Source organism: Paraburkholderia ginsengiterrae, from assembly GCF_001645125.1.
GTDB classification, from domain to species: Bacteria; Pseudomonadota; Gammaproteobacteria; order Burkholderiales; family Burkholderiaceae; genus Paraburkholderia; species Paraburkholderia ginsengiterrae.
Window position 1 is genome coordinate 41,759 of record NZ_LXKA01000393.1, and the last position, 19,683, is coordinate 61,441.

The 19,683-nt window shown below is 63.0% G+C and carries 21 protein-coding genes and 1 tRNA gene; 13 read left to right on the forward strand and 9 right to left on the reverse strand.

From position 1 onward, the window contains the following. Positions 1–68 precede the first annotated feature (68 nt). Together A6V37_RS37775 and A6V37_RS37780 are read right to left on the reverse strand one after the other, a co-directional pair. Positions 69–2,006, reverse strand: coding sequence for an ATP-binding cassette domain-containing protein (locus tag A6V37_RS37775; RefSeq protein WP_064272251.1), 1,938 nt, complete (start codon positions 2,004–2,006; stop codon positions 69–71). A 194-nt stretch (positions 2,007–2,200) separates the two neighbouring features. Continuing rightward, positions 2,201–2,602, reverse strand: coding sequence for a DUF4399 domain-containing protein (locus tag A6V37_RS37780; protein WP_064272253.1), 402 nt, complete (start codon positions 2,600–2,602; stop codon positions 2,201–2,203). A gap of 331 nt (positions 2,603–2,933) precedes the next feature. Here A6V37_RS37780 and A6V37_RS37785 point away from each other — a divergent pair, with 331 nt between their 5' ends. The 8 genes from A6V37_RS37785 to A6V37_RS37815 all read left to right on the forward strand — a co-directional run bounded on the left by A6V37_RS37785 (position 2,934) and on the right by A6V37_RS37815 (position 8,787). Next, positions 2,934–3,125, forward strand: coding sequence for a rubredoxin (locus A6V37_RS37785; RefSeq protein WP_064272361.1), 192 nt, complete (start codon positions 2,934–2,936; stop codon positions 3,123–3,125). Between the two features lie 107 nt (positions 3,126–3,232). Next, positions 3,233–3,307 (forward strand) — tRNA-Arg (locus A6V37_RS37790). Positions 3,308–3,511: 204 nt separating this feature from the next. Beyond that, positions 3,512–3,775 (forward strand): hypothetical protein, encoded by a 264-nt coding sequence (locus A6V37_RS37795; protein WP_064272255.1) that lies wholly within the window; start codon positions 3,512–3,514, stop codon positions 3,773–3,775. A gap of 348 nt (positions 3,776–4,123) precedes the next feature. Next, positions 4,124–4,537, forward strand: a complete 414-nt coding sequence (locus A6V37_RS41165) for a hypothetical protein (RefSeq protein WP_157447939.1) — start codon at positions 4,124–4,126, stop codon at positions 4,535–4,537. A 375-nt stretch (positions 4,538–4,912) separates the two neighbouring features. Continuing rightward, a complete protein-coding gene (locus A6V37_RS37800; protein ID WP_064272256.1) occupies positions 4,913–6,013 on the forward strand; it encodes a porin in 1,101 nt (366 codons plus the stop codon). A gap of 160 nt (positions 6,014–6,173) precedes the next feature. Further along, positions 6,174–7,016, forward strand: a complete 843-nt coding sequence (locus A6V37_RS37805) for a hypothetical protein (RefSeq protein WP_064272258.1) — start codon at positions 6,174–6,176, stop codon at positions 7,014–7,016. A gap of 124 nt (positions 7,017–7,140) precedes the next feature. Further along, on the forward strand, positions 7,141–7,749 hold the full coding sequence (locus A6V37_RS37810; RefSeq protein WP_064272259.1) for a cysteine hydrolase family protein: 609 nt from the start codon (positions 7,141–7,143) through the stop codon (positions 7,747–7,749). A 144-nt stretch (positions 7,750–7,893) separates the two neighbouring features. Beyond that, positions 7,894–8,787 (forward strand): LysR family transcriptional regulator, encoded by an 894-nt coding sequence (locus A6V37_RS37815; RefSeq protein WP_064272261.1) that lies wholly within the window; start codon positions 7,894–7,896, stop codon positions 8,785–8,787. 61 nt (positions 8,788–8,848) lie between these two features. Here A6V37_RS37815 and A6V37_RS37820 read toward each other — a convergent pair whose 3' ends face one another. From A6V37_RS37820 to A6V37_RS37830, 3 genes are all read right to left on the reverse strand, one after another. Beyond that, entirely contained in the window at positions 8,849–9,553 is a 705-nt protein-coding gene (locus tag A6V37_RS37820) for a glutathione S-transferase N-terminal domain-containing protein (protein WP_064272263.1), read from the reverse strand. 153 nt (positions 9,554–9,706) lie between these two features. Further along, positions 9,707–9,928: a hypothetical protein gene (locus A6V37_RS37825; RefSeq protein ID WP_064272264.1), complete on the reverse strand. Its 222-nt coding sequence runs from the start codon at positions 9,926–9,928 to the stop codon at positions 9,707–9,709. A gap of 226 nt (positions 9,929–10,154) precedes the next feature. Continuing rightward, positions 10,155–10,358, reverse strand: a complete 204-nt coding sequence (locus A6V37_RS37830; RefSeq protein WP_064272266.1) for a CsbD family protein — start codon at positions 10,356–10,358, stop codon at positions 10,155–10,157. 172 nt (positions 10,359–10,530) lie between these two features. Between A6V37_RS37830 and A6V37_RS37835 the strand changes: the two genes are divergently transcribed. The 5 genes from A6V37_RS37835 to A6V37_RS37855 all read left to right on the forward strand — a co-directional run bounded on the left by A6V37_RS37835 (position 10,531) and on the right by A6V37_RS37855 (position 15,180). Then, positions 10,531–10,857 (forward strand): hypothetical protein, encoded by a 327-nt coding sequence (locus A6V37_RS37835; protein WP_064272267.1) that lies wholly within the window; start codon positions 10,531–10,533, stop codon positions 10,855–10,857. 277 nt (positions 10,858–11,134) lie between these two features. Further along, a complete protein-coding gene (gene dcm, locus A6V37_RS37840) occupies positions 11,135–12,415 on the forward strand; it encodes a DNA (cytosine-5-)-methyltransferase (RefSeq protein WP_064272270.1) in 1,281 nt (426 codons plus the stop codon). 55 nt (positions 12,416–12,470) lie between these two features. After that, positions 12,471–12,917, forward strand: a complete 447-nt coding sequence (locus A6V37_RS37845) for a very short patch repair endonuclease (RefSeq protein WP_064272271.1) — start codon at positions 12,471–12,473, stop codon at positions 12,915–12,917. Positions 12,918–13,089: 172 nt separating this feature from the next. After that, on the forward strand, positions 13,090–13,593 hold the full coding sequence (locus tag A6V37_RS37850) for a YbhB/YbcL family Raf kinase inhibitor-like protein (protein WP_064272273.1): 504 nt from the start codon (positions 13,090–13,092) through the stop codon (positions 13,591–13,593). Between the two features lie 138 nt (positions 13,594–13,731). Next, the gene (locus A6V37_RS37855; protein ID WP_075643628.1) at positions 13,732–15,180 is read left to right on the forward strand and encodes an MFS transporter; all 1,449 of its coding nucleotides are present in this window, start codon (positions 13,732–13,734) and stop codon (positions 15,178–15,180) included. 88 nt (positions 15,181–15,268) lie between these two features. Here A6V37_RS37855 and otsA read toward each other — a convergent pair whose 3' ends face one another. From otsA to A6V37_RS37875, 4 genes are all read right to left on the reverse strand, one after another. Further along, positions 15,269–16,696, reverse strand: a complete 1,428-nt coding sequence (gene otsA / locus A6V37_RS37860) for an alpha,alpha-trehalose-phosphate synthase (UDP-forming) (RefSeq protein WP_064272275.1) — start codon at positions 16,694–16,696, stop codon at positions 15,269–15,271. 237 nt (positions 16,697–16,933) lie between these two features. Further along, positions 16,934–17,152 carry a hypothetical protein gene (locus A6V37_RS37865; RefSeq protein WP_064272277.1) on the reverse strand — a complete coding sequence of 73 codons (219 nt, stop codon included), beginning with the start codon at positions 17,150–17,152 and terminating at the stop codon, positions 16,934–16,936. A 518-nt stretch (positions 17,153–17,670) separates the two neighbouring features. Continuing rightward, entirely contained in the window at positions 17,671–19,071 is a 1,401-nt protein-coding gene (locus A6V37_RS37870; protein ID WP_064272279.1) for a sigma-54-dependent transcriptional regulator, read from the reverse strand. Between the two features lie 306 nt (positions 19,072–19,377). Continuing rightward, positions 19,378–19,650, reverse strand: coding sequence for a hypothetical protein (locus A6V37_RS37875; RefSeq protein ID WP_064272281.1), 273 nt, complete (start codon positions 19,648–19,650; stop codon positions 19,378–19,380). Positions 19,651–19,683 lie beyond the last annotated feature (33 nt).

A 19,683-nucleotide genomic window follows, 5' to 3' on the forward strand; every position in this document is an offset into this window, starting at 1 on the left:
CGCCGTGCGGCGATTGCCGCCAGGGTGGCGAAGGTGGCGCGCCGCCCTCGCGCCTCACTTGCGAATGCTCACTTGCGTTTGTTTTCCAGTTCATCCCAGCGCTCGAGCGCGACCAGCAACTCTTCGTCGATCGCGGCGTAGCGTTCGGTCAGGCGGGTGCCTTCCTGCGCGTCTTTCGCGAACACGGAACCGTCTTCGAGTTGCGCGCCAATCGCTTTCTGCTCGGCCTCGAGCGCGGCGATTTTCTCCGGCAGCGCCTCCAGCTCGCGCTGTTCTTTGAACGACAGCTTGGCGGCGCGCTGCGCGTTGCGGCCGGCCGAGTTGTCCTTCACGGGCGCGGCGTCTTTCGCTGCTTCCTTACCGGCTTCTTTCTGCGCCTCCAGCGCCATCTGCTGCGAACGGTCGCGCTGAATCTGCCAGTCGGTAAAGCCGCCGACATATTCGCGCCACTTGCCCTCGCCTTCCGACGCGATCACCGAGGTCGCGACGTTGTCCAGAAACGCGCGGTCGTGGCTGACCAGCAGCACCGTGCCGTCGTATTCCGTGAGCAATTCTTCGAGGAGCTCGAGCGTGGGAATGTCGAGGTCGTTGGTCGGCTCGTCCAGCACCAGCACGTTGGCCGGCCGCGCGAACAGACGCGCCAGCAGCAGACGGTTGCGCTCACCGCCCGAGAGCGACTTGACCGGCGAACGCGCGCGTTCCGGCGCGAACAGGAAGTCGCCCAGGTAGCTCATGACGTGCTTCTTCTGGCCGTTGATTTCGACCCACTCGCTGCCCGGACTGATGGTGTCGGCGAGGCTCTTTTCCAGATCGAGCTGCGCGCGCATCTGGTCGAAATACGCGACCTGCAGATTGGTGCCGACGCGCACCGTGCCCTCGTCCGGCGCCAGTTCGCCGAGAATCAGTTTGAGCATCGTAGTCTTGCCCGCGCCGTTCGGACCGACAAAGCCGATCTTGTCGCCGCGCATGACCGTGGCCGTAAATTTCTCGATCACCGTGCGCGAACCGTAGCGCTTGGTCACGTCGGTCAGTTCGGCGACGATCTTGCCCGACTTCTCGCCCTGGCCGACGTCGAGCTTGACGTTGCCCTGCACATTGCGGCGCTCGGCGCGCTCGTTGCGCATTTCCACGAGCCGCGCGATCCGGCCGACGCTGCGCGTGCGGCGCGCCTCGACGCCCTTGCGAATCCACACTTCTTCCTGCGCGAGCAGCTTGTCGGCCTTGTCGTTCTCGACCCGTTCGATTTCCAGCTGCTGGGCCTTGCGCGTCTGGTAGGCCGAGAAATTGCCCGGATACGACAGCAGCCGCCCGCGATCCAGGTCGACGATGCGGGTGGCGACGCGATCCAGAAACGCGCGGTCGTGGGTAATGAACAGCAGGCCCGCGCGCAGCGAGACCAGCAATTCTTCCAGCCAGCGGATGCCGTCGAAGTCGAGGTGGTTGGTCGGCTCGTCGAGCAGCAGCACATCCGGCTGCACGACCAGCGCGCGCGCCAGCGCAACGCGCTTTTGCATGCCGCCAGAGAGCGAGCCCACGCGCGCCTCGCCGTTCAGGCCGATCTGCTGCAGCGTGGTGGCGACGCGGGTGCTCCAGTTCCATGCGTCCGCCGCGTCCAGCGACGATTGCAGCGTATTCATGCGCGCCATCAGCGCGTCGTGCTGCTCGCCTTCCGGCTCGTCGGCGAGTTGATTGGCGACCGCGTCGTATTCGTCCAGCAGCGCGCGAGCGTGCGTGAGGCCGGCGGCAAGCGCGTCGAACACCGTGTCGTCCGTGTCGAACTCCGGCTCCTGCGGCACATAGACCGTGGTCAGATTCTGCTGGCGCGTGACGAGGCCGTCGTCAGGCTTGGTCAGATCGGCGACGATCTTCAGCAGCGACGACTTGCCCGCGCCATTGCGGCCGATCAGCCCGACGCGCTCGCCCGCTTCGAGAGAGAAGTCCGCGTGATCGAGCAACGCGACGTGACCGAACGCTAGTTGCGCCCCGGTAATGGTGTAAAGCGACATGGAGAATTGGAGAAGACAGCGGTGAATCGGAACTGCTCATTGTACCGGGCGCGCGGGCGGGTGCCTGCATGCCGGAAGAGATAGGCCGAACGGCCGGGTTGCGGAACGCGGGAGGGCCGCTGTGTTTCGGTCTGCGGCCGGAGGGCGCGGACGGCCGGCGCGGGCCCGCCCCGGCCTTCCCGCGCCGGGTGGGGTTACTTCACATGCACCGTGATGGTCTTGCTCATCTCAGGACCGTACGAACGATGCGCGCCGTCGCCGAATTGCAGCGTCAGCGTGTGGTCGCCCGGCGGCAGCGTCAGATCGGCTTCGGTCTGCCCCTTGCCGAAGTGCAGCGACTTGTCGTTGGCGGGAATGACCTCGCCCTTGGGCAGCGGCTTGCCGTCCACCAGCAGATGATGATGCCCCGTGCCTTCCGTCATCGTGCCGGCCGGCGCGACCGACATGCCGTCGACGCCGAACACCACGTGCACCGGATTGCTGACGGTCGCGCCGTCCGCCGGTTGCACGAAGGACACGCCGGCGGCCTGGGCCACGCCCGAGGCGGCGAGCAATCCGGCCAATGCGACACCAGCCAACCATTTGCTTTTGAACATCGTTTTTCTCCTTGTTGGGAAACGAAAGTCTTGCGCGGGCCATGTCGGCGATAGCGGCACCCCCGGTCGACCGCGACCTGAGGCGGATCGTCGCAACGCGTGCCGGGCGCCTGCCGCGCCGGTCCAAGGGATCAGTTGCGAATCAAAGCATACACGCTGTGTGTGACGCTGACTGCCGAGTGCTGCGGGGATGTCCCAGGCGCTTCGCAGCGCCGCCGCATCGGCAATTTTCGGCCGGATTGACAAATTCCGGTAATATTGCGGATCACCGCCGCGCCCCAAAAAGGGGCAGACCCGGTGGATCATTGCATTGAACAGAGAAGAGTACGTCGTGAGCGAAGTAATTGAATTGACTGAATTTAAGAGTTGGGTCTGCCTGATTTGCGGCTGGATCTACAACGAAGAAGAAGGCCTGCCCGAAGAAGGCATTGCGCCGGGTACGCGCTTCGCCGCCATTCCTGACGACTGGCGCTGCCCTCTGTGCGACGTGGGCAAGGCGGAGTTCGCGGTGGTGGAGTTCTGAGCGGGCGCGTTTGATATACTCTGCCCTCGCTGGCGGATTTGCACTCGCCCGATCCTCACGGGCCTTGTCCGGCAGCAGGATTGCAGCGATCATTCCAGTTTGGTCCTCTCCCTGTAGTTCAATGGATAGAACAAGTGCCTCCTAAGCGCTAGATACAGGTTCGATTCCTGTCAGGGGGACCAATCATATTCCCAGTTTCTCCCTAGTTTTACCAGAAAGCCCCGTACTGCCTTGCGCTGCGGGGCTTTTTGCTGTCATCGTTGCCCATGCTTGCCCAATACAAACCAAGTTTGTTTGGGGGCATCGGTGGGACCATCCCCGAATTCTGATCTGCCCGCCACAAGGAACTGTCGATGCGATAATGCGGCAGGGACGAGGGGAGAAGCATGAAGCGGGTCTACCAGTACAAGGGTTTCCAGATCGACGTCGAACTCGAGCCCGTCTTTACGCCAGGCACCGGAGTGAAACTGAAAGCCCCCAAAGGGTTCCTGGTGGTGGTGCAAGTCAAAACGGCGACCACGGGTGTTCCGCTGTTCGCACCGCTCCGCCTTACGGGTGACCGGATGAATCCGTTTCCCACCGAAGCTGAAGCGTTGATGGCGGGATTCACCGCCGGCCAACGCATGATCGACGACACGGCCACAGTCTGAAGCAGCGTCGCTTAAATGACCTTTGGGTGGACCATCAATGCTTTCGGTGCATCAAGTCCCGAAGGTGATGCTCCTGGAACCAGTGGGACAGTCGCGCCTCGTTCTCCGTTGTGACCCAGAGTGCCGTGCCAAACACAATCAAGATAATTCCTATCAAAGTCGCCAACAATGAGTCGCTCATGGCAGCCTCCAAACGTCACAGCCACGCTTAAATTCTAGGCGCAAGCGTGCATCGCTGCCTGTCTTGGGCGGTGACGGTGGTGAAAGCATCCGTTAGCGGGGGAATTCGCGCGCGGCATCTACGTTGCGATGGGCGACGATCCGGCTGATCTGGACGATTCTGACTGAATGCCAGATATGAAAAGCGCCGCACGCCTTGCGCTGCGGGGCTTTTTGCTGCCATCACTGGCCGATACAAACCAACTTCCATATTTGCCACTAGCCCGCCGCGAGCGCGGCTTTCGCACATTCAGCTTTCGAATTGGAGGTGCGAAACGGCAGGTACAGCGCGGCACCGGGCGGAAGAGAAACCGGTCCTCGGCATCACTTCCGCAGAGACACAATCTCCCGAAAAAACAAAGTGGCACCGACGTGAAAAGCAGCGCACGCGCAACCAAACACTTCAATGACCTTTCGCCAATCGGAGATCGCATGAAAATCGCTGCCATTTGCGTCGCGTTGTGTGTAGCCGGCTGTGCCAGTTGGAGCAAGCAGCCGACTATCGGCGGATACTCGGTCGGCATCTGCTGCATCAGCAACTGATAAGCGGGGGATGGCGGGTGCCGTCAGGCAACCAGCAGCGCAACGAGACATGCAACGGCCAAAGCCATGCAAAAACCACCTGAGATCAAGTCGTATGGATATGTCATGGGATTCCCCGATTTTTATCCTGCAAGCATAAGACGATCACGGGTGACGCAGTGTTAAGGATGGTCACGCGGTAAATATAAAAATACCCATGCGGGGCGTGGCTATCGGCTATCACGGGGTTTGACTGATTCCCTGCGCTGCGGGGCCATTTTGTTGTATTCAACCATCACCCCATATACAGGCAAAGCTGCCTGAAAGCCGCCAACTGTAGACTCCGCCCCAACAATCAAACCGGCAAACATCAGCCGATAACAACCCGGGGTCACAATGAAAATAAAAAGCTCGCTAATCCTTCCGGCCGCACTTGGCATCGTTGCGGGTGTCGCTCACGCACAAAGCAGTGTGACGCTGTACGGATCGATCGACGAAGGTTTCGAATACATCAGCAATCTCGGCGGTCATGCCGATTACGCGCTAGTGAGCGGCACGCAGCAATTAGGAAATCGCTGGGGCCTGAAAGGCAGCGAAGATCTCGGCGGCGGTCTCAGCGCGGTCTTCCAGCTCGAAAATGGTTTTAGTATCAACAACGGCAGCGCGTTGCCGAACGGGCAAATATTCGGCCGTCAGGCGTACGTCGGCATCGCTTCCGCCGACCTGGGCACGCTGACGTTCGGTCGGCAATACGACTCGGTGGTGGACTATGTCGCACCGCTGACGGCGACTGCCGGCTGGGGCGGCACGCTCTTCGCGCACCCCTTCGACAACGACAACATCAACGAAACGTTCCGCGTCGACAACTCGGTGAAGTACACGAGCGCCAACTACGCGGGATTCCAGATCGGCGGCCTATACGGTTTCAGCAACCAGGCCGGCGCGTTTGCCGACAATCGCGCGTGGAGCATCGGCGCGAAGTATCAGAACGGCCCGCTGTCCGCTGCCGCGGCTTTCATGAATATCGACAACGCGAGCTTCAATACCACTGGCGCTGTCGCGGGATCGCCGTACGCTTCGGCTCAACAGCGCGTTGCCGGAGCGGGCGTGAACTATGCCATCGGTGCAGCAACCCTTGGCCTCGTCTACACGCACACGGACATCGTCGATCGGCCGACCTTCCCCGTCGTCAGCACGCTGAAATTCGACAACGTCGAAGTCAACGCCAAATACAACTTCACGGCCGCGTGCTATGTCGGCGCAATGTACACCTATACGAAGGTGTCGGTCGCCTGGGCGACCGGGCGCAACGATCCGCATGACAACCAAGTCGGTCTGATGGCTGATTACCGGCTGTCGAAACGTACCGATGTGTATGCGCAGACGGTCTACCAAAAGGCGTCGGGCAAGAATCTTCCCGCTGACATCGGCAACCTGTCGCCTTCGTCGTCGCAGAATCAGACCGTGGCACGCGTCGGTATCCGCACCTCGTTCTAAGCGGCCTGCACGGTTCGGCCCGTCGCGCTGTCTCTACAGATTTTGCGCGACGGCCGGCCGCCAACACCCGGTACGCACCGCTTTTCCTCTTGTGGGCACGCGGGGACGCAACTATAACGGCAAGAGCGTTCTTATAGCCCCGCGACTCAAAGGAAAGAACATGCCCACAGTCACGCTCTTTGCATGGTCAGCGCCGGCGTTTTTCCAGGACTCCGTTGTCGATCACACGTGGATCACCACCTTCGACAACCGAATTACCCCCTATGCAACGCTTGTAGATGTTCTGCGAGCAAACGAGCATTATTGGTATTGCTGGGGCGATTTCCATGCTAAAGGCGGAATACCGCACAACCCCACGGGCTTTCTCGCTTCGGCGGCGGCGGACTTAAGTCATGCGACGTGCCTATGTCAGCCTGATGCGGATTCGCGGACGACTCCCACGGCGTGCGGGACTATTCTCAGGTATGGAATAGATGGCGTATGCCATCAACTGTGCAACCAGATATTGTGGGCCACCGATCCGGGCGGCGTTTCGCCGGAAACCGTGCAGAAGGCCCGCGGCTACTGGATCAGTCATGGACTTTTTGGTCCCTATGGCACCCAGCATGCGGCATGGAAAGCCAGGCTGACACACTGCCATCCGGGTAGAGGGGCGACAATGGACACGACTTCAGCATCATCGGCTGATGATGGTTTCGAGCAACACCTCCGGGAAGTCCTGCGAGGCCGCGATTCCGCGGACGAAAAAATCCGCCAGTTGCTCGAGCGGCGCCGTGCGTTCATGGCGCAGATGGAAGCCCTGCGGAACAGCCCGGCGTTCGCATCCAGCAACCCTCCTGTCGATGATCTGAATAAACTCTATTCTTCGTTCCTTCGCGAAGCCGCCAGAATATTGGGAGACATGGATTTCGAGCTGGTGTTCGACGCATCACCGGCCGAAGAGATGAACGTCGTCGATCCGCATATCTACAACGCGACGACGTCGCGCTCACCGAACCGATAACTCCGCACGCGGCCTCCGATCTGTGCCAATCCCGCACAGATTTTGTCTCTCCCGCGGCGTTGTAGCAGCGCCCCGCCAACCCTAGACTCGGTTTCTTTCCAACCCCTTCCAGAAAGAAACCGCCATGTCCGAACGCACACTTCGCAGCATCCTCGGTGCCACCGCGCCCGTTTCGCTGACCGCTCGCAACACGGCATTGCTCGTGATCGATTTCCAGAACGAGTATTTCACCGGCTCGCTGCCCATTCCCGATGGCGCGGCGGCGTTGCGCAACGCGCGCACGCTCGTCGACTATGCCGATCGCCATGGCTGGCGCGTGGTGCACGTGCAGCACGTCGCACCGGTTGATTCACCGCTCTTCGCCGCGGACAGCCGGAATGCCCAGCTTCACGCCGACCTGCAACCGCGGCCCGCGCATCGCGTGATCAGCAAAAGCTCCGTGAGTGTGTTTGCCAGCACGGACCTCGCGACGACGCTGAAGAACGACGGCATCACGCATCTGGTCATTTGCGGTCTCATGACGCACGCCTGCGTGGCGGGCGCTGCGCGCGATGCCGTGCCGGCGGGCTTCGAAGTCATCGTCGCTGCCGATGCCTGCGCGACTCGCGACATCGTGGTCGACAGCAAGCTGAGCGTCGGACACGACACATTGCACCGGTCGGCGCTGGCCGAAATAGCGGACACCTTCGGCTCGGTGATGAACACCGGCGACGTGCTATCGCTGCTTGCATGATCAACGCCTCAAGACTGGTCACGACACGCTGCTTATAACGGCATCCTAAGCATCGCCTCCAGATGAACTGACGTGCGTTGCCGGGCCGTCCGGCTATCACACCGTGTTAGCATCGGGCGCCCCGGCAACACCTCAATCTCGCTTATGGACCAGTTGCTTGCAATGCGCGCTTTCCGCGTCGTCGTCGAAGCGCAGGGATTCTCAGCCGCGGCCGAGCGGCTCGACACCACGCATTCGAGCGTGTCGCGTCAATTGAAACAGCTCGAGGTCTCGCTAGGCGTTCAGCTGCTCAACCGCACCACGCGCCGCTTTACGCTAACCGCTGCGGGCGCGCGCTACTACCAAGCCAGCGTCGATATTCTTGACCGGGTGGACGCGGCGGCCCAGGCCATGGCAAGCGAAAACCAGCAGGCGACCGGCCTGCTGCGCGTCAGCGCGCCGCTTGCCATCGGCACATTGGAACTTGCGAACTGGCTTCCGTCGTTCCAGAGCCGTTACCCCGACATCCAGCTTGACCTGTCATGCAGCGATCAATTCGTCGACCTCATTGCCGACGGCTTCGACGTCGCGCTGCGCATTAGCGGTCAACTGGCGGACACCACATTGGTTGCAAGGAGCCTGACCGAATCGGATATCGTGCTGGTCGCGTCGCCGGCCTATCTGGCCCGACGCGGACTCCCCCAGTCCGCCGGGCAACTCGCCGAGCACGAGCTACTGGCTTTTGCCGGTGCGTCCGAACCAGCGGAATGGGTGTTGACGCCCGAGCAGGGCGCGCCCATCCGGGTCGCATCACGCAGCCGGCTGAAGACGGATGCCATCACCGCGCTCTACGCCGCGGCGCTGGCAGGCGCGGGTATAGCAGCCTTCACGCGGCACACTGTGCAGACCGACCTCAAACACGGCCACCTGATTCAGGTCCTGCCGGGCTACACCTTGGGAAGCCGCCACTACTACGCACTCTACCCGCAGACACGGTATGTGGCGCCTAAGGTCAGGGCTTTCGTCGATCACATGGCGGAGCATTATCGCGGACAGTAGCGTGTCCCGGCGCGTAAGACCTCACGCGGCCTCCTGCGGCCACGCCCGCGTTTAAGGCCGATCAGGGACGCTTCGGAATCTCCAGCCCCTTCGCCACGGCCGGACGAGCCACGAACGCGGCCAGTGCGCGCGTCACGTTCGGAAAGTCCTGAATGCCGACGAGATCACCGGCTTCATAGAACCCGATGAGATTGCGCACCCACGGAAAGGTGGCGATATCGGCGATCGAATACGTGTCGCCGAGAATCCAGTCGCGCCCTTCGAGCTGCTGGTTCAGCACGCCGAGCAAGCGCTTCGATTCGGCGATGTAGCGATCGCGCGGACGCTTGTCCTCATACTCCTTGCCGGCGAATTTGTGAAAGAAGCCCACCTGGCCGAACATCGGCCCGATGCCGCCCATCTGGAACATCACCCACTGGATCGCTTCATAACGGCGCGCGGCGTCCTGCGGAATGAACCGGCCGGTCTTGTCGGCCAGATAGATCAGAATCGCGCCGGATTCGAACAGCGGCAGCGGATTGCCGTCCGGGCCGTTCGGATCAATGATCGCGGGAATCTTGTTGTTCGGATTGAGCGACAGAAACTCCGGCGTCATCTGATCGTTCGTATCGAAGCGCACGAGATGCGGCTCGTACGGCAGCCCCGTCTCTTCGAGCATGATCGACACCTTCACGCCATTGGGCGTGGGCAGCGAATAAAGCTGAATCCGGTCCGGATGCGCGGCAAGCCATTTCTTCGTGATCGGAAAAGCAGAGAGGTCGCTCATGTGACGGTGTAACCCTTGTGCGAGAGTAGCAACTGGAAAACGGACCCGGGTTTCGGCCGCCGCCATGAAGGCCGGCTTCGAAAACCCGAACGCTGGACCGTCCAATATAAACCGACTCGGCACAACGCGTGCGGAACCGCCCCAGCCCTGCCCTCACCACAGGTCTTTCGTCGACGTGCCCGCGCGCAAGATATATCCGTCTCTCCACAAGGTGGCGCCGACCGTCAGCAACAGCGTCCTCTGCTCGGGGTCGAGCAGCTCCCAGGCGCTCGCCACCCATTCGGCGAAGCCCGTACAGGTCTGCTCCGGGTCGACGGGCGTTTTGCCCTCCAGATATTGCCGTTCGAACATCGAAAGCACTTTTGCGGGTGTCATAGGCGCCGTCTCCGTTTGCGCTCCCCAAGGGGTTTTCCTTCGGGGCATGCGCCAAGTCTAAAGGCGGCACAGCGCGCGCGGAATGCTCTCGACGCAGATCCCGGGTTACTCCCAGGCGAAATCCGCCAGCCATCGAAAAACCCGGCTCGCAACCCGGAATGACCGCAAATGCCCACAAAAAAAGGCGCCGGAGCGCCTTTCCCGTCAATCAGCGTCACCGGCCGGATTACGGCTCGTCGCGCCTCGCCTTGTCCTTCGCGGCTTCTTTGGCCTCTTCCTTGGCGTCGCCGTACGCCTTACGCACCTTGCCCGCGCCTTGCTGCAGATCGCCCTTCAGTTCCTTGCCCGGGTTGTTCGTAGCCTTGCCGACTGCTTCGTTGACTTTGCCCTTGACCTGCTCGGCCACACCCTTCACCTGGTCCTTGTTCATATTCAACTCCACTATCTGGAATGCCGGCGCGACATTACGCCAGTGCTCCAGTTCAGCAACAGGTGTACCCGCGTTTGCAGGACCCCGTTTCATGCGCGAAGGCCACGCAAAAAAACTTAAAAAAAGCCTAAAGTCCCGCCGCGGCCTGCCGTAAAGCTGACATGGAGGAGCCATGGACCGCACACTCATAACAGTATCGGGGTCATCCCAAGCCGCATTGATCGATCAGGACATCGCGCATATTGCGCGCGTCATGCGTCCGGCTTTACGCGGCGACCTGGGCGGGCCGATCCTGCCAGCCGCCTACTGGCGCAAACGCCTGTACTCGCTGCTCGATACCGGCAACCTGTCGCATGCGCAGCTGTGCACGGTCGACAGTCTCCTGCTCCAGATCGGCCAATACGAAGCCGAACCCCAACTGGCGTGGGACACCCTGGCCCCCGCTACCGCCGCCCTGTTTCCGCCGCCCTACCCCGCCAGCGTCAGCCAATCGGCCTGACACACTGCGACTTTGCACTGCCGGCCCATGCGCGCCGGCGCCCCTGCCATTGCATGCGTTAAAAAAACGGCCGCGCACCAGTGTGCCGCGGCCGTAACACGTCGCGACGCAGGGAATTAGCGTCACGCGACAAGACTACACGTCCAACTGTGACAACCGCATTTAGCCGCGGTCCGCTTCGTCGAAGTGAAAAAGTTTCACCGTACTGGCCTGCAAATAGAGAAAATGGGACGACCTTAGGTCATAATGTCCGCAAAAATTCCCAGCAAGGACATCCGTGACCCTCGCCGCTCCGCTCGCACTGCTCAGGCAAGCGCGCGCCCGCTTCACCCAACGCGAAATCGCCGCGCATGTCGGCAAAGACATCAAGACGGTACGACGCTGGGAAAAAGGCGAAACGCCGTGCCCGGCCATGCTGGAACCGGCGCTGCGCGATCTGCTGCAGACCGGCGCGCGGGCCAAAGGCAGCGCCGGCGGCGACGCCCAGTTCCGTTTCGTCGATCTGTTTGCCGGCATCGGCGGAATTCGCATGGGCTTCGAGGCGCACGGGGGCGAGTGTGTCTTCACGAGCGAATGGAACGACTTTTCCACCAGGACCTATCGCGAGAACTACCCGGGCGGCGCGGAGCACGCGCTGATCGGCGACATCGTCTCGTTTCCGGCTGAAGACGTGCCGAGCCACGATGTGCTGCTCGGCGGCTTCCCGTGCCAGCCGTTTTCGATTGCCGGCGTGAGCAAAAAGAACGCGCTCGGGCGGCCGCACGGCTTCGAGTGCACCACGCAAGGCACGCTCTTTTTCGACGTCGCGCGGATCATCGCGGCGAAGCGCCCCGCCGCGTTCCTGCTGGAGAACGTGAAGAACCTGCTCTCGCACGACAAAGGCCGCACTTTCGATGTGATTCTGCAAACCCTGCGCGACGAGCTCGGCTACGAAGTGCATTACCGCGTGATCGACGGGCAGCATTTCACGCCGCAGCATCGGGAGCGCATCATCATTGTCGGCTTTCGCGGCAAGACGTCGTTCTCGTGGGACGACCTGCGGCTGCCCGAACAGGGTCCGCGTCTCGGCTCTATCCTGCACCGCACGGACGGCAGCGAGCCGGTTCTGCCCTGGGACCACGACCGTTTCTTCGATCACACCAGCCGCCGCGTGCAGCCGAAGTACACGCTCACGTCGAACCTCTGGACCTATCTGCAAAACTACGCGGCGAAACACCGCGAGGCGGGCAACGGTTTCGGCTTCGGCATGGCGTATCCGCAGAGCGTCACGCGTACGCTGTCGGCCCGCTATCACAAGGACGGCTCCGAGATCCTCGTGTATCAGGGCGAGGCGCTGCGTCCGCGGCGCCTCACGCCACGCGAATGCGCGCGGCTGATGGGTTTCCCCGATACCTTCAGGATTCCGGTGAGCGACACGCAGGCCTACCGGCAATTCGGCAACAGCGTCGTCATGCCGGTGATGCGCGAAGTGGCGCGCATCATGCTGCCGCATGTGCAAACCCTGCTCGCCGAGGAGGCGCCCCATGGCTCGAGACAAGCCCTTTCGCTCTACGCCTGAGCGATTCGCCGGGTTGAGCGCCGAACGCTTCGACGCCCTGGGCCGGCGCTAAAAAATGGTCGATATCGTCGACAGCGCGACGCGCAGCCGCATGATGTCCGGCATTCGCGGCCGCAACACCAAGCCGGAAATCCTGATCCGCAGCCTGTTGCACCGGCAAGGCTTTCGCTTCCGCCTGGACGCGCGCGACCTGCCGGGGCGTCCGGACATCGTGCTGCCGCGCTATCGCGCGGTCGTGCTGGTGCATGGCTGCTTCTGGCACGGCCACGACTGTCATCTTTTCAAGTGGCCGCAAACGCGGCCCGAGTTCTGGCGCGAGAAGATCGGCCGCAATCGCAGCAACGACGACAAGGTCCGCACCGCGCTGCTCGCGAGCGGCTGGCGCGTCGCGGTGGTGTGGGAGTGCGCGCTGCGCGGCGCCAATCGCGATATCGACGGGCTGTTGCAGCGGCTCGTCGAGTGGCTGAAAAGCGAGGCGCCAAGCTTCGAGGCACGCGGCTGAAAGCCGCTTGTCGTCCGCCGTGGCCTGCCCGCGAGCCGGGAATCCCGAGGCCGCTGGTGATACACTCGACTGGCTAACCCGGGGCATTTTCACGGGCCGCGCAGCACCGCGAACCGGCCACCCTGCCAGACGCTCCGGCCACCCCAGAACCAACCAAGAAGGGAGGCACCCCATGGCTGATTTCCGTCTCTGGTCCGATGAATTCCCCACCAACGGCTTCATGCCGAAAGCCCACGAATACAACGACAAGGCCTTCGGCGTCGACGGCGAAAACATCTCGCCCGCGTTGCAGTGGGACGCGCCACCGCCCGACACGCAAAGCTTCGCCCTCACCGTGCACGATCCCGACGCGCCCACCGGCAGCGGCTTCTGGCACTGGGTCGTGGTGAACATTCCGGTCGACGCCCGCTCGCTGCCGCGCAATGCCGGCAAAGCGGACGGCTCGCTGCTGCCGCAAGGCGCGCTGCAGGTGCGCAACGACTACGGCACGGTCGGCTTCGGCGGGGCCGCGCCTCCGCGCGGCGACAGGACGCATCGCTACATCTTCCGGCTGCATGCTCTGCGGGTGCCGCATCTGCCGGTCAACGCGGACACCACCAACGCGGTGGCCCGTTTCATGACCCACCTGAATGAGATCGACTCGACCACACACACGGGCCTGTACGAACTCAAATAAACCCGACAACACGAAGCCGGTGCGCGCGAGCTGCACCGGCAGCGCCGCTGCCGCCGCGGACTCTTTCAACGCCGGCAAGCAGCGCGCCTGACGGGCCGCGCGATCGCGTGAGCCGTTCCACCACCACTCGAATCATCGATGCACGCACAACCATCGCGCAAGGACGCTGCCGTACCCGCCGAAGCGTCCGACTCACCCGCCTCGGACACTTCGCCCCTGAACAGCCCGGAGCAAGGCCTGCCGATTCCGCAACGCTACTGGGCGATGCTGGTGATCGCGCTCGCCCTCACGCTCGCCGTGCTCGACAGCGCGATTGCCAACGTGGCGCTGCCGACCATCGCGCGCAATCTGCACGCGAGCGCGGCCAGCTCGATCTGGATCGTCAACGCCTACCAGCTTGCCATCACCATTTCGCTGCTGCCGCTCGCCTCGCTCGGCGACCGGATCGGCTACCGGCGTATTTATCTGGGCGGGCTGATCCTGTTCACGGTGGCGTCGTTCGGCTGCGCGTTGTCGAACTCGCTCGCAACGCTCGCGCTCGCGCGCGTGGTGCAGGGCTTTGGCGCGGCGGGCGTGATGAGCGTGAATACCGCACTCGTGCGCATGATCTATCCGCCCGCGCAACTCGGGCGCGGTGTCGCGCTCAACGCGATGGTGGTCGCCATCTCCTCGGCGGTGGGGCCGACCATCGCATCCGGCGTGCTGGCGGTCGCCTCGTGGCCATGGCTGTTCGCGATCAACGTGCCGATCGGCATCGCCGCGATCGTCGGCGGCTTCAAGGCGCTGCCAATGAACCCCGGCCACGAATCGCCGTACGACTACCTGAGCGCGGTGATGAACGCATTCGTGTTCGGCCTGCTGATTTTCGCCGTCGACGGGCTCGGGCACGGCGAGCGGCTTGGCTACGTCATGTTCGAAGCCATCGCGGCGGTGGTGATCGGCTATTTCTTCGTGCGCCGTCAGTTGACGCAGCCCGCGCCGTTGCTGCCGATCGATTTACTGAGGATTCCGGTGTTCGCGCTGTCGATCGGCACGTCGGTCTGTTCGTTCTGCGCGCAGACGCTAGCCTTCGTGTCGCTGCCGTTTCTGCTGCAGGAAACCTTGGGGTTGTCGCAGGTGGAAACCGGACTGCTCATGACGCCCTGGCCGGCCGTGATCATCGTCGCGGCGCCGGTTGCCGGCGTGCTGTCGGACAAAGTTTCTTCAGGCTGGCTGGGCGGCATCGGACTCGCCGCGATGACAGTGGGGCTCCTGCTGCTTGCCACGCTCGGCGCGCACCCCGACGCCATGCAGATTACGTGGCGCATGGCACTGTGCGGCGCGGGCTTCGGCATCTTCCAGTCGCCGAACAATCGCACCATGCTGTCGGCCGCGCCGCGTGAGCGCAGCGGCGGCGCAAGCGGCATGCTGGGCACCGCGCGTCTAACCGGGCAGACGGTTGGCGCGGCACTGGTCGCGCTGATCTTTGGCGTTGCGCCGCAAAACGGACCGACTGTCGCGCTCTATGTGGCCGCGGGCTTTGCGGCGGTCGCCGCGGTCATCAGCACGCTGCGCGTGACGCAGCAGGTCAACACGCAACCTGCTTGAGCGCTTGACTGGAGAGCTTGGGATAGCGACGTTAGCGACGTGACTCGCCTGCGCGGCTTCGCTGAAACCGCGCAGGCCGCGGATCCGGCTACGACGATGCGGTCACGTCAGCGAGCTTTACCGCTTTGGCCGTCACCGAGGATGCGGTTGCGACATTGCGCAGATCGGCGAGGAAGGTATCGCGCCAGACTGACAGATTGTTCTCGCGCATCGGCGCCATCATGTCCGCATGCCGCGCCTGACGCTCGGCGAGCGGCATCGACAGTGCGCGTTCGAGCGCTTCGGCCATCTGCGACAGGTCGAACGGATTGACGACCAGCGCGCCCGGCAGCTGCTCGGCCGCGCCGGCGAATTGCGACAGCACCAGCACGCCCGGATCGGCCGGATCCTGAGATGCGACGTACTCCTTCGCAACCAGATTCATGCCGTCGCGCAGCGGCGTCACATAGCCGACCTGCGACTGGCGGAACAGCGCCATCAGCAGATTGCGCTCGTACTTGCGGTTCAGGTACTGGATCGGCGTCCAGTCGAGTTGCGCGAAGCGGCCGTTGATGCGGCCGGCTTCCCCCTCCAGCGTCTGACGAATCCGCTGATAGGTCTGCACATCCGCGCGCGTCGGCGGCGCGATCTGCACCAGCGACACGCGCCCGTGCCAACCCGGTGCATTCAGCAGCAGCCGCTCGAACGCCTGGAAGCGCTCCACCAGCCCCTTCGAATAGTCGAGGCGATCGACGCTCATGATCAGCTTGCGCCCGCGCATGCCGTCGCGCAGGCTGCGCACCGGCTTGCGGTCGGTGAACTGCTCGGCGGCGCTGGCAATCGCGTCGGGATAGATCCCGATCGGATATGCGCCCACTTTCAGGAAGCGGTTATACGCATGCATCATGCCGTCCTCGCTCGAGGTGCCATGATGGCCGCGCTCGATAAAGTCGACAAACGACTGGCGATCCGCTTCGGTCTGGAAACCGATCACGTCATAGCTGCACATGGCCTTGACCAGCTCATCGTGCGGCGGAATCGTCCTCAGGACTTCCGGCACCGGAAACGGAATATGCAGGAAAAAGCCGATCGGATTCTTCACGCCCAGCTCGCGCAGGCAACGCGCGAACGGCAGCAGGTGATAGTCGTGCACCCAGATGATGTCGTCGGGCTTGAGCAGCACCTTGAGCTGCCCCGCAAGCGTCGCGTTGACGCGCTGATAGCCGGCGTACTCCTGGCGGTCGTAGCGCGACAGGTCGTTACGGTAGTGGAAGGTCGGCCACAGCGTCGCGTTGGAAAAGCCGCGATAGTACTGGTCGTAGTCGCGCTTGGTGAGGCCAACCGTCGCGTAGGTCACGTTGCCCTGTTTTTCAATGACCGGCGCGCTCGGCTCGGTCACCGTCTCGCCATTCCAGCCAAACCAGACCCCGCCGGTTTCTTTCAACGCATCCAGCACGCCCACCGCGAGGCCACCCGCTGCGGGGCGGCCTTCCTGGATCGGCGCGACACGATTCGATACCACGATCAGTCTGCTCATTGATGCTCCACCTGGTTCAGTTGTTTCGTTGCATATCGTCATGCGCCAAATGAGTGCATGCAATTCACGTGCCGTTTTTTGAGATGTTGGAAATAAAAATGTATGCAAATGTGACAGGCGAGTAGAAACACGCAACGCCGTTTCGTCACGAAGAAATTTTTTCCCGCTTGATACGACGAAACCGGAAGCTCTCTCGCGGGCCGTCAAGTCGGCTCACGCGCCCTCTCAGGCATCCTTTCAGGCATCCTGTTCAGAGCCGAGATCGCGTTGATAGTCGAGGCCTTCCTGACGCACACCACCCTGGTTGTGCTCGCCGTCCGGCGGCGCACCGGGCGCGACCCGGTTCTGCGCGGCCGGATCGTGATCCTCCGAGACCGGCGGTGCGTCCTTGCCGCCGCCCGGCCGGGAATCGCGCTTCGAATGGCGCGCTGAACGTCGCAGTGCTGGATGTCTCATGATCCACGCCTCCTGGGCAAGCCCGCCGCCTGGTCCCGTTCGGGTGCCGGCGGCATCAATACAGTCTAGGGGTCACCGCGGCAATTTGCCGGTAAAAGATGCGCCGGGTTTGTAACAAGTACATAAAATCGTCGCACCGGGTCGCGCGGCGGACGCCCGGCCTCGCGGAGCCGCATCGTTGTGATCGCGACAGCCGCCGCCGGCGGGCTTGTGGCGTTTGTGTCGGTTCCGGCGGCGGATCGCCAATCGGCGGCGCAGCGGGTTCGTCGGGATCGATCGGAGGCGGACTCGGGCTGGGTATGGTGTCGGGATCGTCCGGGTCCGGCGGGGGCATCGGGGGCGGTGATGGTGGTTCGACCGGCTCCGGACGATGTGCGTGCTTCGAAGGAGGAAGCGCGGGACCAGCAGCGTATTGCGGCATGGCAGATATCCTCATTGGCGTTCCATGGGTTCGCCGCAAGGCCTGTGCCGTAAGCGTTGCCCCACCGGCCGCACGGCGCGGCCGGCGCGTGGACAGCCTAAGCGCCCGCGCCGCCCAGCGCGCGCGATTCGTCGGCGGCGTCGCCGTCCTCGCGTGTGTCGTTGCCGTACTCGACCAGACGGTTATAGAGCGTCTTCAGGCTGATGCCGAGAATCTCGGCGGCCCGCGTCTTGACGCCGCCACACTGCTCGAGCGTTGCAAGGATCAGCTGACGGTCCGCCTCGGCGAGCGAAGTCCCGAATGCAATGGTGATCGCCGTGCCGGCCGCGGGCTTCGACAGCGTAATCTGCAACGGCACCGCCGCGGTGCTATCCGAATCCGCACCCGACATGATGTGCGCGCGCTGCACGTAGTTTTTCAGCTCGCGGACATTGCCCGGCCACGGGTACGACATCAGCATCTCCTTCACGGCGGCAGGGAAATGCTTCTTCGTGCTGTGGCGCTCATTGAGTTCGTCGAGGAAAGCCTGCGCGAGCAGTTCCACGTCTTTGCCCCGGTCGCGCAACGGCGGCAGGCTGATGGGGAACACGTTCAGGCGGTGGTACAGGTCGAGCCGCAGCTTGCCCTCCAGCACCGCCTGCTCCGGATCACGGTTCGTGGCCGCAATCAGGCGCACGTCGGTTTCGACTTCCTTGGTCGTGCCGACCCGCATGAACATGCCGGTTTCCAGCACACGCAGCAGCTTGACCTGCAACTCGATCGGCATCTCGGTGATTTCGTCGAGGAACAGCGTGCCGCCGTTCGCGCGCTCGAAATAGCCCTTGTGCTGACGGTCCGCGCCCGTGAACGCGCCGCGTTCGTGGCCGAACATTTCCGACTCGATCAGGTTCGGCGAAATCGCGCCGCAGTTCACCGCAAGGAACGCATGCTTGCGGCGCAGGCTGAGTTGGTGCAGCGTCTGCGCGGCGACTTCCTTGCCCGTGCCCGACTCGCCCACCAGCATGACCGAGGCTGCCGTCGGCGCGACGCGGCCGATCTGGTCGTACACCTCCTGCATGGCCGGCGAATTGCCGAGCATCAGGCCGAAGCGGCCCATGCGGCGCAACTCGCCGCGCAACGTGCCGATTTCCGCCTTCAGGTCGCCGGCGCGCGGCAGGCGTGACAGGATCGCCTTCACGCGCTGCATGTTGATCGGCTTCACCAGATAGTCAGTGGCGCCCATTTTCAGCGCGTTGACCGCCGACTCCACCGTAGCGTGGCCGGTAATCACGATCACTTCCACGCCGGAGCGCGGATCCAGATCTTCGAACAGATCGACCCCGCTGCCGTCGGGCAGCTTCAGATCTGTGAACACGACGTCCGGCATCTGCCGGACCAGTTGAATGCGCGCCTCGCGCAGATCGCCCGCAGTGGCGGTAGTCAGGCCGTCTTCCGCGATGATGGCGGAAAGCGCCTCGCGGGTACCGGCATCGTCATCGACAATCAGTACATGTGGCATTGCGTCTCGATAGCCTGCAAGCGTGGGAGTCGGAAGGCATGCTAACGCGCATGCGGAACAACAGACCGACGGGCCGGCGCTTCGTCACGTGGCACGGCACCCTCTGACGTGAGTACCCACCAACTTACGCAAAGCACCGGTTCGGCGACTTGATACGTTACTGCAACAATGAACGAGAAAACCGCGCAAAATAACCGCTCATTGTTGTCTATTTACCTATTATACGGTGTTATTTGGATAACTTTTCGAGGTGCCGCGGCACTACCCGCCTGAACGTCGCCAGCGGTGCGTGGCGGGCAAACCCGTTCAACCGCGCGGAAACGGCCACGCACCGCCGTTGCCGTCCGGATGAGCGGCACCGTTGGCGCCGGGTGCTGCGGGGACCGTGCGCACCGCCACCATCTCATTGACCGACGATGCCGCGGACGCCGGCGCGACCGCTCCACCCTCGTCTTCCCAGCGGCTCAATTCACGCGCCGCCGAAGCCTGAGCGGAACGGCCGCGCTGCACATAGCGGAACGCCATATAGCCACCGAGCGCCACCAACGCGCCGAATATGCCAATTTTGGGTCGTGCCATCGTGACCTCCTGTTCATCAAGATGCTCTCATGA